The sequence below is a fragment of the Mesorhizobium sp. ArgA1 genome, from assembly GCF_053714375.1.
Map to the genome: position 1 here is coordinate 1087606 of NZ_JBSKBQ010000001.1, position 14895 is coordinate 1102500.

At 62.2% G+C, this 14895-nt stretch carries 13 protein-coding genes, 1 tRNA gene and 2 rRNA genes (1 of these 16 only partly in view); 9 read left to right on the forward strand and 7 right to left on the reverse strand.

The window, feature by feature from the left end:
* Positions 1-2: 2 nt before the first annotated feature.
* From ACWGTI_RS05280 to ACWGTI_RS05290, 3 genes are read right to left on the reverse strand one after another with little or no spacing between them, the layout of a single operon-like run.
* Entirely contained in the window at positions 3-1388 is a 1386-nt protein-coding gene (locus ACWGTI_RS05280; RefSeq protein ID WP_454586127.1) for a glutamine synthetase family protein, read from the reverse strand.
* A 5-nt stretch (positions 1389-1393) separates the two neighbouring features.
* Complete coding sequence (locus ACWGTI_RS05285; protein ID WP_454586128.1) at positions 1394-2677, reverse strand: glycosyltransferase; 1284 nt, start codon at positions 2675-2677, stop codon at positions 1394-1396.
* A gap of 20 nt (positions 2678-2697) precedes the next feature.
* Entirely contained in the window at positions 2698-3636 is a 939-nt protein-coding gene (locus ACWGTI_RS05290) for a GntR family transcriptional regulator (protein ID WP_454586129.1), read from the reverse strand.
* A gap of 234 nt (positions 3637-3870) precedes the next feature.
* Here ACWGTI_RS05290 and ACWGTI_RS05295 point away from each other — a divergent pair, with 234 nt between their 5' ends.
* The 9 genes from ACWGTI_RS05295 to ACWGTI_RS05335 all read left to right on the forward strand — a co-directional run bounded on the left by ACWGTI_RS05295 (position 3871) and on the right by ACWGTI_RS05335 (position 11762).
* Entirely contained in the window at positions 3871-4935 is a 1065-nt protein-coding gene (locus tag ACWGTI_RS05295) for a polyamine ABC transporter substrate-binding protein (protein ID WP_454586130.1), read from the forward strand.
* Positions 4936-5029: 94 nt separating this feature from the next.
* Positions 5030-5872, forward strand: a complete 843-nt coding sequence (locus ACWGTI_RS05300) for an ABC transporter permease (protein WP_454586131.1) — start codon at positions 5030-5032, stop codon at positions 5870-5872.
* Positions 5865-6659: an ABC transporter permease gene (locus tag ACWGTI_RS05305; protein ID WP_454586132.1), complete on the forward strand. Its 795-nt coding sequence runs from the start codon at positions 5865-5867 to the stop codon at positions 6657-6659. The genes ACWGTI_RS05300 and ACWGTI_RS05305 overlap by 8 nt, the downstream gene beginning before the upstream one ends.
* The gene (locus ACWGTI_RS05310; RefSeq protein WP_454586133.1) at positions 6656-7729 is read left to right on the forward strand and encodes an ABC transporter ATP-binding protein; all 1074 of its coding nucleotides are present in this window, start codon (positions 6656-6658) and stop codon (positions 7727-7729) included. Before ACWGTI_RS05305 ends, ACWGTI_RS05310 begins: the two co-directional genes overlap by 4 nt.
* 13 nt (positions 7730-7742) lie before the next feature.
* On the forward strand, positions 7743-9017 hold the full coding sequence (locus tag ACWGTI_RS05315) for a glycosyltransferase (protein WP_454586134.1): 1275 nt from the start codon (positions 7743-7745) through the stop codon (positions 9015-9017).
* On the forward strand, positions 9014-9364 hold the full coding sequence (locus tag ACWGTI_RS05320; protein ID WP_454586135.1) for a cupin domain-containing protein: 351 nt from the start codon (positions 9014-9016) through the stop codon (positions 9362-9364). Before ACWGTI_RS05315 ends, ACWGTI_RS05320 begins: the two co-directional genes overlap by 4 nt.
* A 23-nt stretch (positions 9365-9387) precedes the next feature.
* Positions 9388-9729, forward strand: a complete 342-nt coding sequence (locus ACWGTI_RS05325; RefSeq protein ID WP_454586136.1) for a cupin domain-containing protein — start codon at positions 9388-9390, stop codon at positions 9727-9729.
* A gap of 17 nt (positions 9730-9746) precedes the next feature.
* On the forward strand, positions 9747-10091 hold the full coding sequence (locus ACWGTI_RS05330) for a cupin domain-containing protein (protein WP_115139971.1): 345 nt from the start codon (positions 9747-9749) through the stop codon (positions 10089-10091).
* A 162-nt stretch (positions 10092-10253) separates the two neighbouring features.
* Entirely contained in the window at positions 10254-11762 is a 1509-nt protein-coding gene (locus ACWGTI_RS05335) for an aldehyde dehydrogenase family protein (protein WP_454586137.1), read from the forward strand.
* Positions 11763-11862: 100 nt separating this feature from the next.
* On the opposite strand, the gene ACWGTI_RS05340 is transcribed toward ACWGTI_RS05335, so the two are convergent.
* The 4 genes from ACWGTI_RS05340 to ACWGTI_RS05355 all read right to left on the reverse strand — a co-directional run.
* Positions 11863-12267 (reverse strand): RidA family protein, encoded by a 405-nt coding sequence (locus ACWGTI_RS05340; protein WP_454586138.1) that lies wholly within the window; start codon positions 12265-12267, stop codon positions 11863-11865.
* 353 nt (positions 12268-12620) lie between these two features.
* A tRNA-Met gene (locus ACWGTI_RS05345) sits at positions 12621-12697 on the reverse strand.
* A 267-nt stretch (positions 12698-12964) separates the two neighbouring features.
* Positions 12965-13079: ribosomal RNA gene (rrf, locus tag ACWGTI_RS05350) — 5S ribosomal RNA — on the reverse strand.
* A 217-nt stretch (positions 13080-13296) separates the two neighbouring features.
* A 23S ribosomal RNA gene (locus ACWGTI_RS05355) occupies positions 13297-14895 on the reverse strand; it runs 1203 nt beyond the window's last position.

The following is a 14895-nucleotide window of genomic DNA, read 5'->3' on the forward strand; positions in this document are numbered from 1 at the left end:
GATCACACCTTCAGCAACAGGTGGTCGCGTTCCCAGCTCGTCACAACGCTCTGGAACAGATCAAGCTCGACGCTCTTGACGCGCAGATAGGTCTGGAAGAAATCCTCGCCGAGCAGCGCCCGCACCGGCTCGCAGGCGGTGAAGCGGTCGAGCGCCTCCTCCATGGTTTTCGGCAGCGTGCTTTTGATCTTGTAGGCATTGCCCGATGCCTCGGCCGAGCGCGCGAGCTTCTGCTCGACGCCGAGATAGCCGGCAAGCAGAGAGCCGGCGAGCGCCAGATAGGGGTTGCTATCGGCGCCAGGCAGACGGTTTTCCACCCGCCTTGCGGCGCGCCCACCGGCCGGCACGCGCAACCCGCAGGAGCGGTTGTCATGCGACCATTCGATATTGGCCGGCGCGCTGTGGTTTGGCCGGATACGGCGGAACGAGTTCACATTCGGTGCAAACAGCGGCATGATCTCGGGCACGTACGTCTGCAGGCCGCCGATGAAGTGGCCGAACATTTCGGTGTCGGCATCGTCGGCGCTGGCAAACAGCGCCGCACCCGTCTTCTCGTCGACCACAGACATGTGCAAGTGCATCGAGCTGCCGGCCTGTGTCGCATGCGGCTTGGCCATGAACGTGGCATGCATGCCGCATTGCTGCGCGGCCTGGCGCGTCAGCCGCTTGAACAGCAGCACCTGATCGGCAAGCTGCACCGCATCGCCATGGAGCAGGTTGATCTCCAACTGCCCCGGTCCGGATTCATGGATCAGCGTGTCGAGCGGCAGCCCGGCTGCCGCGGCATACTCATAGATGCGCCGGATGGCCGGCTCGTATTCCTCGAGCGCAACCATGTCATAGGGATGCTGCGAACCCTCAGCGCGGCCATTGCCGCCCACCGGCGCGGTCAGCGGTTGATCGGGATTGGGATTGTGCGCGGTCAGGTAGAATTCCACCTCCGGCGCCACCACCGCGCGCCAGCCGCGCTGCCGATAGAGATCGAGCACGGCACGCAGGACATGGCGCGGCGAGGCCATCCACGGGCCGTCGCTATCCATGTGGAAGGCGTCGGCGAAGACGTAGGCTTTGCCGGCGCCGCCGCCTGGCGCCAGGCAGAGCGTCGAGACATCGGGCACCATGCGCATGTCCGGGTCCTGATAGGCAAAGCCTTCGTCGATCGAGCCGGAATAGCGGCCGTCGATGCTGACCAGGAAAGCGCTACTCGGCAGGAACAGTGCGCGGTCTTCCAGCGCCTTGAGGAATTTCGCCGTCGGCAGCGCCTTGCCGCGCAGCACGCCGTTCATATCCGGCACCAGGCATTCTACTTCGTTGATGCCGTGCCGGGCGAGCCAGCTCTTGGGGTCGATGCCGTTGAAGGTTGTCGCGGTATCCGTATTTTTGTCCATTTCGTTCACGTACCTATGAGAGAGAGTATGGCTTGCGCGGCCACATCCGTTCCAGGGCTCAGCGCCATCCGGGCTGCATTCTCCCTGAGGCGGGCGCGCATCACATCGTCGGCCAGCAGGCCGAGAATGGCTCTCTCCAATCCCCCTTCGGTCCAGGCGTCGCGGCCGATATGGTCGCCGACGCCCGTCTCTCCCGCGCGTTGCGCATTGTCGTGACCGTCCCAGCAATAGGGCATGATCAGCGACGGCACGCCGAAGCGCAGCGCCTCGCAAAAGCTGTTGTTTCCGCCGTGGTGAATGAACAGGTCCGACTTCGCCACCACCGAAGGCTGCGGAAACCAGGCGTCGAGATAGACATTGTCCGGCACTGCACGATAGGCGTCGCGCAAGCCGCCGGCATTGACGATGAAGCGCGCCGGCAGCCGGTCGAAGACAGCAAGCATGCGCTCGATCAGCCCGACATCCATGGCGCCGAGGCTGCCGAAGCTGACATAGACCAGCGGCCCACCATTGCGCGGAAACACCGGCACCTCGAAGGGTCCTTCCGAACGCACGCAGCCTTCGAGATAAACGAAACGCTTGGGGTCGAGCGGCTCGACGCGCTCGCGCCGCACGATCGCCGGCGTTAGAAGCAGGTTGAGCTCGGGCGACGTTTCGAGGAACAGGCCCTTCGGCAGCGGCGCCAGGCCGGCATCCGCGCGAAAACGGTTGAAGCGGTCATGCGCGGGCGCCGCAGCCGAGAGATAGCGCGCCTCGAACGCAGCGCGTTGCGGGTCGTCGGCAGCCATTCCGGAAAGATAGGGCGGCACATTGGCGTCGGGCAGCTCGGTCTCGGCGCAGGAGACGACACGCACCCATGGACAGCCGGCCGCGGCGATCGCCGGGAACATGATGACATTGTCGAGCACCACCGCATCCGGCTTCAGCCTCGCCAGCAATTGCCGTAGCGGCGCTTCTGCGTTGACAGCAGTATCGACGATCGCCTGCCAGGTCGGCGCGACGTAGGTTTCGAGCTGGTCGATCGGGCTCAGCCGGAAATGCGGCAAATGCCGGCGCACGAAGGCCTGCCAATAGCTCTGGCGCTCGCTGTCGCTCAACGGCTCGTCGGTCGGCAGCTGGTATTCCTGGAAACCATAGCCGGCAAAGACGCCAGAGAAACCGGCATGGCAGATGAAGACGGGGCGAGCGCCCCGGGCACGCAATGCCTGCGCGATACCAACGCAATTCAACGCGGCCCCGAAACTGGCTTCGGGAAACAGCGCGATGGTCGGGCTGGCTTTACGCGTCAATTATTCCTCTTCAGTCCGGTTCAGTCCGGTCGGCTGATCATGCCGAACAGTGCGGGGGCCCCGCGGCTGGCTGCTTGCGGTCGCTGGTTGCGGGAGAGCCGCAGATGGATGCGAAGCAGATCGGCAGCCACCTCATACTGCCGGTTTTCAAGATGGTCGAGTATATTCAGATGTTCCAGCAGCGATTGCCGCAGGCGAAAGACATTGACACCGGTATAAATGCCGGGCAGCCGGCGCAGGCGGAGATGATCGGCCAGCGCGTCGGACACAAAGCGGTTGGCGCAACCCTCGGCGATCATGCCGTGGAAATCCATATCCAGCCGTTGGAACTCGCGCGTGTCGAAGCTTGCGTCTGGCAGTACCGATAGCGATTCCATGCCCTGGCGCAACGCGGCAGCCCGCGCGCCGTCCAGCCGGAAGCCGGGCGCCAGGATCGCCGCGGGCTCCAACAGCAAGCGGAATTCATAGCTTTCGCCTTGCGCCTCCGGATCGTCGGGCGCACGGCGGAAAAGCCAGGACTGGCCGGGCGCTCGGTCGAGCAGATTCTCATCGGTCAGTTTGTTAAGTGCTTTTAGTACCGTCTTTCGCTCGGCATCGTACCGCCGCATCAGCCCCGCGACGGTCACCGTCGGGTCCAGCCGACGCGCCGAGCGGTCGCGCAGGATGGCTTCGGCAAGTTCGTCTTCCTCAGCGCTTGGAAGCTCGGCCGCGATGGCCGGCTGCGCGGCAAGGTCGACCGCCAAATAATAACCGGAATCGGCCTCCCAGCGCACGACACCCTGACCGGCAAGCAGCCTGAGTGCCGCCCGCACTGGTGTACGCGAGACATTGCAGAGAGAGGCAATCTGCTGCTCGGGCAGGCGGGCGCCGGGCTCGAAACCGCGCTGGCGCGCCACATCGAGGATGCGCTGCGCCAGATCGAGATGGTTGGTGCGAGGTCGTCGGGCTGCGGCTTGCATGACAATTCTCGATTGCGAATGTGACCGCATGGTTTGGCCGATCCCCGGTGTAAGGGCAATCGGCCGGATTCTTCGGTCGGTTTACAAATTATGGATTGACGTACTTTTTTCTGCAATAGTACTGTCATCACTATCGGCGAGAAAAGACCGAGGGAACAGGATCGAGGCAACGGCGCGGATCGCCGGCTTGGTCCAGCGAATGAATTCGACGATCAACCCGAATGGGAGTCTGCCATGACCGCTACCAGCCTGCGGCGCCGTGCGCTCAAAATATCTTCAATCGCTCTCGGCCTCGCCCTGACGCTATCGGCGCAGGCGATGGCCGCCGACCTCGTCATTTCCAACTGGGACGGTTACATGGCGCCCGACGCCATGGCCGCCTTCAAGACCGCCACCGGCGTCTCCGGCGAGGTGGTGGTGCACGCCACCAATGAAGAGATCATGGGCAAGCTGATTGCCGCTGGTGGCAAGGGCTATGACGTGGTGTTCGTCTCCTCGCCCTTCGCCGAGGTGCTGAACAAGCTTGGCCTGACCGAGCCGGTCGACCATGCCAAGATCCCCAACCTTGCCAACCTCTACCCCGAAGCGACCAAACTGCCGCATGATGTCGGCAACACCTTCTCCGTCCCCTACACCTGGGGCACAACGGGTCTCTGCTACCGCTCGGATCTGGTCAAGACGGCGCCCACCAGCTGGAGCGACCTGCTCGCGCCTTCCGACGAGTTGAAGGGCAAGACCACCATGCTGGCGACCGACCGCTGGCTATTGGCCGCCGGGCAGCTCGACAAGGGCTATTCCGTCAACGAGACCGACACGGCCAAGATGGCCGAGGTCAAGGACCTCTTGATCTCGGCCAAGAAGACCCTGCTGGCCTATGACGACACCACCTTCTATTCCAAGCTGGTTTCCGGCGAGGCGCTTATGGTGCAGGCCTGGGACGGCTGGTGCAATTACGGCATCGCCGACAAGCCCGAGATCAAATATGTCATCCCCAAGGAAGGTTCGGACCTCTGGGTCGACACGATGGTGGTGATGAAGGCTTCCGAGCACAAGGACGACGCCTTCAAGTTCATCAACTTCATGCTCGACGCCAAGAACCACGCCTGGGCGGCGCAGAACATCGATTATAAAGTGCCGAACAAGCCGGCGATGGAAAGCCTGCCTGCCGATTTCCTGGCCAAATTCCCAAATATGGCGATGCCGGTGGCCGACCTCGTCAAGTTCGAACAGCTGCGTGACGTCGGAGAGGCCCAGCGCGACTATTCCAAGATCGTCAGCGAGATCAAGGCCGCACAGTAAGCGGCGCAGACATCGCGGCCAGCGGCGCTTCTGTCGCCGGCCTTGAGCGGTACCTGAAGAATTGTCCCAGACCCGACTTCGCTCCTCCCTGTTGATGGCCCCCGCGCTGGTCTGGCTGACCGCGCTGATGGTGGTGCCATGCGCATTGGTGCTGGCGCTCGCCTTCTTCCGGCGCGGCATCTATGGCGGCATCGACTACACCTTCACTCTGGAGAATTTCGGGCTGGTCTTCGACCCGCTCTATGCCGGCATCTTCCTCAAGTCGGCGCGCATCGCCGGCACGGCGACCATGATAGCGGTGGTGATCGGCTATGCCGCCGCCTATGCCATCGCGGCCGCCCCGCGCCGCTGGCAGCCAATTTTCCTGTTCTTCGCCGTGCTGCCATTCTGGTCCAACTATCTGATCCGCACCTATGCCTGGATCGTGCTGCTCAACCGCGAGGGCCTGATCACCCAGTTGCTACGCTGGTTTGGCTACACCGGCGAGCCGCCGTCGATGCTCTACACCGAAGGCGCCGTCATCGCCGGCTTGGTCTATAATTATCTGCCCTTCGTCATCCTCGCCTGCTACGCGCCGTTGTCGCGGCTCAACCCGGAACTCGCCGAAGCCTCGCGCGATCTTGGCGCTTCGGCCGCCACCACCTTCCGCCGTGTCATCCTGCCGCTGACGGTGCCTGGCATCGCCGCCGGCGCGGTTTTCGTCTTCGTGCTGTCAATCGGCAATTTCGTCACCCCGGCGCTGCTCGGCGGCGGCCGCTTCCAGATGATCGGCAATCTCGTCTACGACCAGTTCCTGACCGCCAATGACTGGCCGTTCGGCGCAGCCTTGGCCATGGCGCTGATCGCCATCATGCTCCTGGTGCTGATGGCGCAGGCGCTTGCCGCCGACCGCGCCGCGGGGCGTGCGGCAGAGGCGTACGGAGGCGCGGATGGCTGAGCGCTCCCCGGCCACGCGGCGCACGCTCTGGGTCGTGCTGAGCCTCGTCTTCGCCTTCCTCTACATCCCGATCGCCGTGCTGGTGGCGCTATCCTTTAACGAAGGCGGACTGCCGACGGCATGGTCGGGCTTTTCGTTGAAATGGTACGCCTCGCTGGCCAACAATTCCGCCATCCTCTCAGCCGCGCTGAACACGCTGATCGTGGCACTGGTCTCGACCGCAATCGCCACCTTGCTCGGCACGCTGCTGGCCATCGGCGTCGAGATGCGCCGGCAGTATGGCAAAGGTCTCGAGGCACTGATTTTCGCGCCGATGATCATCCCCGACATCGTGCTGGCCATCGCGCTGCTGTCGTTCTTTTCCATGCTTAACCTCACCATGGGTCTGCACACCATCATCCTCGCCCATGTCGTCTTCAACCTCGCTTTCGTCTGTTCGGTGGTGCGTGCAAGGCTGAAGAGTTTCGACTGGTCGATCGTCGAGGCGTCCGCCGATCTCGGCGCCTCCGCGATCACCACTTTCCGGCGTGTGACCTTGCCGGTCATCTTGCCGGCGGTGATTGCCGGCGCACTGCTTGCCTTCACGCTCTCGGTCGACGAGTTCATCATCGCCTTCTTCACCGCCGGCGCCGGCCGCGCCTCGACCACTCTGCCGATGCAGATCTACGCCATGATCCGCTTCGGCATCACGCCGGAGATCAACGCGCTGGCAACCATCGTCATGGCTGTAAGCATCACCGCGCTCACCCTGTCGCAGCGGCTCAACCGTGGGATCATCGGCCAATGAGCGAGCCGCGCACGCTGTTGGCCATCGACAATGTGTCGAAGAATTTCGGCCGCGTCACCGCCATCGACGGCATCTCGCTCGACATCAGGGAGAACGAGTTCTTCGCCCTGCTCGGCCCCTCCGGCTGCGGCAAGACCACGCTCTTGCGTATGCTGGCCGGCTTCGAGACGCCCACGGACGGGCGCATCCTTCTGGACGGCCGCGATATCGCGAGAACCCCGCCCAACAAGCGGCCGGTCAATCTGATGTTCCAGTCCTACGCGCTGTTTCCGCATATGAGCGTGCGCGCCAATGTCTCCTATGGCCTCGAAATGGAGCGCTTGCCGACGGCTGAGATACGCTCCCGCGTCGACGCGATCCTGGCGACCACCGAACTCGTCCCCTTCGCCGACCGCAAGCCGGAGCAATTGTCGGGCGGCCAGAAGCAGCGCGTCGCGCTCGCCAGGGCTTTGGTCAAGCGGCCTCGCCTGCTGCTGCTCGACGAACCGCTCGGCGCGCTCGACAAGAAGCTGCGCGGCGCCATGCAGCTGGAGCTTAAGCGGCTGCAGCACGAAGTCGGCATCACCTTCGTCATCGTCACCCACGATCAGGAGGAATCGCTGGTCATGGCCGATCGCATGGCGGTGCTGAGGGACGGCAGACTGCTGCAATGCGACACGCCGCACGCGATCTACGAACATCCCGCCGACCGTTTCGTTGCCGACTTCATTGGGGTGATGAATTTCGTGGCCGGTAAAGCGACAGCCGATGGCGTGGTCGCCGCGAACGGTGTGCGTGTTACCGGCAAGGTTCCCGCCACGCTCACGTCAGGCGCATCCGCAGTTGCCTCGGTGCGGCCCGAACGCCTCCGACTGTTCCCGGAGGCTCGGACTGCCAACCGCACCACCGGCACGGTCGAGGCACTGGCCTATCACGGGCTCGACCTGCAACTGCATGTCCGCACGCCGTTGTCGCCAAAACCCTTCCTGGTGCGTGTCACTGCCGACGCCGCCGACCGCCGGCCGGTCTCCTCGGGTGACCAGGTCGAACTCGGTTGGGATGCCGCCGATGTCAGAATTTTTGAGGAATGAGAGGAGAAGCCTGATGGCGCAGAAGACGATCGCGTTTTTTCCGGAAGCGGCCTACGGCCCGGCGCTCAATTCCGTCGGCATCGCGCAAGCCGTCGAGGCACGCGGCCACAAGGCTGTGTTCCTGTCCGACCCCGGCTTCGTCGATGTCTACAAGGGCTACGGCTTCGAGGCGCATCCGGTGAACCTGTCGGAACCGATGCCGCCCGAGCAGATGGCGAAATTCTGGGAGGATTTCATCAACGGCCACATCCCGAACTTCCGCAAATCGCCCTACGACCAGGTCGACAACTATGTGAAGGATTGCTGGACGGCGATCGTCGACAGCGTAAAGTGGGCGCAGAAGGATCTGCCGCGCGTTCTGGCCGCCATCAAGCCGGACGTGATCTGCGTCGACAACGTCATCCTGTTCCCGGCGATCAAGCAGTTCGGCAAGCCTTGGGTGCGCGTCATCTCCTGCTCGGAAAACGAGATCGAGGATGAGGACATCCCGCCGCATCTGTCGGGCTGCGGCGAGAACGACCATGTCGGCCACCAGCGCTACCGCGATCACTTCAACGCGGTGATCAAGCCGATCCATGACGACTTCAACGCTTTCCTCACTGCCAACAATGAGGCGCCCTACCCGATCGGCCAGTTCTTCGAGGCCTCGCCCTATCTCAACCTGCTGCTCTACCCCGAAGCAGCGAAGTTCAAGCGCCGCAATCCACTCGACCCGGCAAAGTTCCAATACCTCGAAGGCTGCGTGCGGCAGGAGAAACCCTACACAGTACCGACCTTTGTCGAGAACAATGACGGGCCGCTGCTCTATGTCTCCTTCGGCAGCCTCGGCGCCGGCGATGTCGATTTGTTGAAGCGCATCATCGCGACGTTGGGCAAGACCCGCTACCGCGCGCTGGTTAATGTCGGTGGCTACAAGGATCAGTACACGGATGTGCCCGGCAACGTCATTGTCGAGAGCTGGTTCCCGCAGCCTTCGGTGATCCCGCAGGTCGATGCGGTGATCCACCATGGCGGCAACAACTCGTTCACCGAGTGCCTCTATTTCGGCAAGCCGGCCATCATAATGCCCTATGTCTGGGACGGCCACGACAACGCCACCCGGGTCCAGGAAACCGGCCACGGCTTCGGCATGCCGCGCTATGACTGGAGCGATGCCCAGTTGATCAGCCGGATCGAGACCTGCCTGACCGACCCGACGATGAAGGCCAAGCTGGCCAAAACCTCGGCGCAGATGCAGGCGCAGAACGGTCCGGAGAAGGCGGCCGGGCTGCTGGAGGCGCTGCTGTGACCTCCTCCGCACCGCACCTCTACCGGGCCTCCACCCGCACCGACCTCGTCGACTGGGGCGCCCAGCCTGACGCGCTGGACGGCGCGTCGCATTCGACGGGCAAGCTCGTTCACAAGGGGCCGAACAACCAGCCGGAATCCGGCATCTGGGTGTGCACCCCGGGCGGCTGGCGCCTCTCGATCCCGCGCGATGAATTGTGCCATTTCGTCGCCGGCCGCGCGACCTACCGGTCGGATGTCGGCGAAGTGATAGAAGTCTCCGCCGGGACCGTGGTCATGTTCCCTGCCGGCTGGACGGGCGAATGCACGGTCCACGAGACCCTGCGCAACGTCTACATGCTGGCCTGACATCGCTGAACAGGGAGCACCACATGCCGACACCGCACTGGCCAAAGGCTTCGACCGTGGAGCTGGAGGATTGGGGCGCGGGCTCCAACACCATATCGGGGTCTCCGCGTGCCTCGGGCAAAATCCTGTCGCAGAATCCCGACGGTTCCAGCGAATGCGGCCTGTGGTCGTGCACACCGGGCAGCCGCAAAGTTACCTTTGCCGCCGACGAATTCTGCCATTTCCTGTCGGGCCACGGGACCTATGTCCACGAGAGTGGCGAACACATCCCGGTCGAGGCCGGCACGCTGGTGTTCTTCCCCGCCGGCTGGACCGGCACCTCCATCATCACGCAAACGCTGACCAAGGCATTCATGTGCCGCTGAGCTCCAAGGAAATCGCTATGACCACGCCCATCATGCAATCCCCGCTTGCCATCACCGACCTCGTCGACTGGGGCGTCATCCCGACCATGATCGAGGGGCAATCCCACACCTCGGGCAAGTTGCTCTACAAGGGACCGGAAGGCCGCTCCGAATGCGGCCTGTGGGTCTGCACCCCCGGCAAATGGCATTGCCACGTGACCCGCGACGAGTTCTGCCACTTCCTCGAAGGGCGCTGCACCTATGTCCATGAATCCGGCGAGGTCATTGAGATCGAGCCAGACACGGCGGCATTCTTTCCGCAGGACTGGAAAGGCGTCTGCACCGTCCATGAGACGATCAAGAAGGTCTACATGATCCGCTGAGCCTTTCCGATAATTCTACCCTGCCGGACACCTGACGCGGCTTTCTGCGCTTCCGGTGCTCACGGACCCAAATGTCCGCTGCGCTCCGGTTCTCGAAAGCCACGCCATCTGCCTCGGCAGGGCGAATTCTCAAAAAGGCTCCATACGTGGAGGAGGACGAAAATGCATTTCTCCGCCGACCGGCCGACCCTCTTCGTCAACCCTGACTACCGGCCGATGACCGGCCCGGCAAAACCGGTGATCGATCCGGCGACGCTGGAAACCGTCGGCGCAAGCGCTTCAGCCAGCGATGGCGAGATCGACGCCGCGCTGACCGCCGCGACCACGGCGCAAGGCGCCTGGAAGAAGCTCGACGCCAAGAGCCGGGCCAAACACCTGCATGCGGTCGCCAACGCCATCGAGGCGGCCGACTTCACCCGCTGCGCCGAGCTGATGGTGCGCGAGATGGGAAAACCCTATCCCGAAGCGATCGGCGAGATCGCCAATTGTGCGCCGATCTTCCGCTACTATGCCGAGATGGCGCGTGACGATGCCGGCAAGATCGCCGGCACGACGCAGGCCGGCTCGTTCCAATATGCGCGCTACGAGCCCTACGGCGTCTCCGTCCACATCATGCCCTACAACTTCCCGATCCTGTTGATGTGCTGGACCGTTGCGGCATCGCTTGCCGCTGGCAATGCCTGCATCATAAAGCCGGCCGAGGCGACGACGCTATCGACGCTCGACTACATGAGCGTGTTCCGCTCGCTGCCCGAAGGCATGGTGTCTTGCCTGCCGGGCGGAGCGGCGACAGCGCAGACGCTGATCGCGTCCGACCGCACTCACGCCGTTGCTTTCACCGGCTCGGTCGCCGCCGGCAAGGCGGTGGCCGTCGCCTGCGCCGAACGCATGAAGCCCTGCGTCATCGAGGCTGGCGGCAGCGATCCACTGATCATCAGCCAGCACGCCCCGCTGGACGTGGCGGCAACCGGCAGTGTCACCGCTGCCTTCCACCTCACCGGCCAGGTCTGCACTTCGGCCGAGCGCTTCTTTGTCGTGGACTCGGTGCATGATCGCTTCGTCGAGCTGTTCGCCGAGAAGACGCGAGCTCTGCGCATCGGCAATGGCATGGACAAGACCGAAATCGGCCCGCTGGTCAGCGAGGCCGCCCGGGCGAAAGTGATGCGGCTGGTCGACGATGCCATTCGCAACGGCGCCAAGGCAGTCACCGGCGGCCGTATCCCGCCAGCGCACAACACCGGCTGGTTCTACGAGCCGACGATCCTGACTGGCGTCACCCCCGACATGGCGATCGTGCGCGAAGAGTGTTTTGGGCCGGTTGCCGCGATCTGCCGTGCCAAGGATTTCGACGAGGCGATCCGGCTTGCCAATGACAGTCCGTTCGGGCTCGGCGCCTCGGTGTTCACCACCGACCTCGCCGAGGCGCACGAGGCGGCCGAGCGGCTCGAAGCCGGCATGGTCTGGGTCAACAACCCGCTGATCGACAATGACGCCCTGCCCTTTGGCGGCTGGAAGGCCTCAGGCCTTGGCCGCGAGCTCGGCCGCCAGGGGCTCGACGCCTTCCGCCGCTCCAAGATGGTGATCATCGACCACAAGCCGGCGATCCAGGCCTGGTGGTACCCCTACCCCGACAGCTGGTTCCGGGAAACCGGCGGCCGCAAGCACGTATGAGATGATCTGTCAGGGCTTTGCGTCAGCCGATGCCATGCCGCTCGCTCGCCTTGAATTGCCTGCCTTGCCAGCCAATGCCGCCGCCTTGACGCGTCCTCGCTTAGCCCAAGGGGTCGATGACCGCGATCGCATCGATTTCTATCAGGTAGCCAGGAGACATCACAGCTATCCCGACCACCACGTTTGCTGGCTTGTGATCCCCGAACAGCTCGATCTGGGCCTGTTCGATGATCGGCACGTGTTCGTCGCGTCTGTAATCGACGATGTAAATTGTGATCTTGCAGACTTGCTCAGGCCGAGCGCCGGCGGCAGCAAGCGCACGGCCAAGGTTTCCGAACGACAGGCGCGCCTGGGCGGCGAAATCACCATGGCCAACGAGCTTGCCGTGTATGTCTTCCGGCTGCTGGCCTGAGACGAACACCAGCTTGCTTCCTGTCGCGACGACGACCTGGCTGTACATTTCCGGAACCGGCAGATCGTCGGGATTTATGCATTCGAGCGGCATTGAATAGGTCTCCTGCTATGACTGACTGGCTGCTTCGCGCAGATCAAAATACGGGGGTCTATTTGTGGAGCTACGACATTGTCGCCGGCGCGGGCGCTCCGTCACGACCTCACTTATACCACCGCAAGCGTCCGCATTTGAGCACCGCGGCGACTGATCCGCTCCGGGCTAGTCGGGGCTCCAAGGGTTAAAGTCAGGCTGCCATACGCTCCGCGTCGAGCATGGCGTAGTATCTTCGGCCTCGGCAGGTGGAATGTTTCCGAAAGGCTCGAGCAGGCGGCAATGCAGGTTAAAACCGCCGGCGGCGGCTGCGCGATACAAAAAAGGCCCGCACGAGGCGGGCTTTTTGATGTTGGTTGCGGGGACAGGATTTGAACCTGTGACCTTCAGGTTATGAGCCTGACGAGCTACCGGGCTGCTCCACCCCGCGTCACCTCCGGGCAAGCTCTTGCTTGTCCCGTCTGGGCAAACGCTTGCTTGCCGAATTCAGCAAGGAATTTCTTGCTGGATATGTTTTTGCCACCAAATGAAAGGGCCGCTTTCGCGGCCCGTGTTCCCGTTGGCGGGCCTCATGCATGTCGCCCAAAAGTGCTTAGCGGTTTTGGGATAACGACATGCACCACAAAAATCGTAGAGAGAAGATTTCGCTTCATGCGGGATCGTTTGATCCTTGATGTAAGCAACGTGCGTTTGGCAGACCTGGCAGCGACCTACTCTCCCGCGTCTTGAGACGAAGTACCATCAGCGCTGGAGCGTTTCACGGCCGAGTTCGGAATGGGATCGGGTGCAGCCGCTCCGCCATAACCACCAGGTCGGCAAAACGCACGTTATTCGAGAAGCTGTTTTTGTGCCAAGGCGACGCCTTTGCGGTTGGCTTTCGGGCATAGCCCGCAAGCGCGACTGCGCGTCGCCGGTTTTCCGGCGCCCTCGCGGAGCGTCCGGCCGAAGGCCGATACGACGCGTGAGCGCTGGTCAGATCATCGTGGCGACAATCTTTGGATTGCGCCGAGATGAGCATAAGGAATGAGAACGATCAAGCCGATCGAACTATTAGTACCGGTAAGCTTCAAGCGTTGCCGCTCTTCCACACCCGGCCTATCAACGTGGTCGTCTTCCACGGTTCTCAGGGAATACTCGTTTTAAGGTGGGTTTCCCGCTTAGATGCCTTCAGCGGTTATCCCGTCCGGATATAGCTACCCTGCTATGCGGCTGGCGCCACAACAGGTCCACCAGAGATCCGTCCATCCCGGTCCTCTCGTACTAGGGACAGATCCTTTCAATATTCCTACACCCACGGCAGATAGGGACCGAACTGTCTCACGACGTTCTGAACCCAACTCACGTACCGCTTTAAATGGCGAACAGCCATACCCTTGGGACCTGCTCCAGCCCCAGGATGCGATGAGTCGACATCGAGGTGCCAAACAACCCCGTCGATATGGACTCTTGGGGGTCATCAGCCTGTTATCCCCGGCGTACCTTTTATCCGTTGAGCGATGGCCCTTCCACGCGGGACCACCGGATCACTATGACCGACTTTCGTCTCTGCTCGACTTGTCAGTCTCGCAGTCAGGCAGGCTTATGCCATTGCACTCAGCGAACGATTTCCGACCGTTCTGAGCCCACCATCGCGCGCCTCCGTTACTCTTTAGGAGGCGACCGCCCCAGTCAAACTACCCACCATACATTGTCCCGGACCCGGATAACGGGCCGCGGTTAGACATCCATAGTAATAAGGGTGGTATTTCAAGGGTGGCTCCACCTGAGCTGGCGCCCAGGTTTCAAAGCCTACCACCTATCCTACACATGCCACTACGAATGCCAATGTAAAGCTATAGTAAAGGTGCACGGGGTCTTTCCGTCTAACCGCAGGAACCCCGCATCTTCACGGGGAATTCAATTTCACTGAGTCTATGCTGGAGACAGCGGGGAAGTCGTTACGCCATTCGTGCAGGTCGGAACTTACCCGACAAGGAATTTCGCTACCTTAGGACCGTTATAGTTACGGCCGCCGTTTACTGGGGCTTCGATTCAGAGCTTGCACCCCTCCTCTTAACCTTCCAGCACCGGGCAGGCGTCAGACCCTATACGTCGTCTTGCGACTTCGCAGAGCCCTGTGTTTTTGATAAACAGTCGCTACCCCCTGGTCTGTGCCACCCTCCTCTACTTGCGTAGAAAAGGGTCACGCTTCTTCCGAAGTTACGCGTGCAATTTGCCGAGTTCCTTCAGCATAGTTCTCTCAAGCGCCTTGGTATACTCTACCTGACCACCAGTGTCGGTTTCGGGTACGGTTTATAAGGAGGAGCTATTTCCTGGAACCGCTCCGCTGCCCGTTCAATCCGATAAGATTGGACAACTTGTGCGATCCGTCACTACCTCCAAGCCCACGAATATTAACGTGGTTCCCATCGACTACGCGTTTCCGCCTCGTCTTAGGGGCCGGCTAACCCTGCTCAGATTAGCTTTAAGCAGGAACCCTTGGTCTTTCGGCGGGGGAGTCTCTCACTCCCCTTACGTTACTCATGTCAGCATTCGCACTTCTGATACCTCCACCACCCCTCACGGGTATGGCTTCATCAGCTTACAGAACGCTCCGCTACCGCTTGGCCCTTGCGGACCAAACCCTAA

Bases quoted from the DNA above. Each gene is read 5' to 3' on its own strand.
- ACWGTI_RS05280 (WP_454586127.1), bottom strand. From the start codon at position 1,388: ATGGACAAAAATACGGATACCGCGACAACCTTCAACGGCATCGACCCC.
- ACWGTI_RS05290 (WP_454586129.1), bottom strand. From the start codon at position 3,636: ATGCAAGCCGCAGCCCGACGACCTCGCACCAACCATCTCGATCTGGCG.
- ACWGTI_RS05295 (WP_454586130.1), top strand. From the start codon at position 3,871: ATGACCGCTACCAGCCTGCGGCGCCGTGCGCTCAAAATATCTTCAATC.
- ACWGTI_RS05300 (WP_454586131.1), top strand. From the start codon at position 5,030: ATGGCCCCCGCGCTGGTCTGGCTGACCGCGCTGATGGTGGTGCCATGC.
- ACWGTI_RS05305 (WP_454586132.1), top strand. From the start codon at position 5,865: ATGGCTGAGCGCTCCCCGGCCACGCGGCGCACGCTCTGGGTCGTGCTG.
- ACWGTI_RS05310 (WP_454586133.1), top strand. From the start codon at position 6,656: ATGAGCGAGCCGCGCACGCTGTTGGCCATCGACAATGTGTCGAAGAAT.
- ACWGTI_RS05315 (WP_454586134.1), top strand. From the start codon at position 7,743: ATGGCGCAGAAGACGATCGCGTTTTTTCCGGAAGCGGCCTACGGCCCG.
- ACWGTI_RS05325 (WP_454586136.1), top strand. From the start codon at position 9,388: ATGCCGACACCGCACTGGCCAAAGGCTTCGACCGTGGAGCTGGAGGAT.
- ACWGTI_RS05330 (WP_115139971.1), top strand. From the start codon at position 9,747: ATGACCACGCCCATCATGCAATCCCCGCTTGCCATCACCGACCTCGTC.
- ACWGTI_RS05335 (WP_454586137.1), top strand. From the start codon at position 10,254: ATGCATTTCTCCGCCGACCGGCCGACCCTCTTCGTCAACCCTGACTAC.
- ACWGTI_RS05340 (WP_454586138.1), bottom strand. From the start codon at position 12,267: ATGCCGCTCGAATGCATAAATCCCGACGATCTGCCGGTTCCGGAAATG.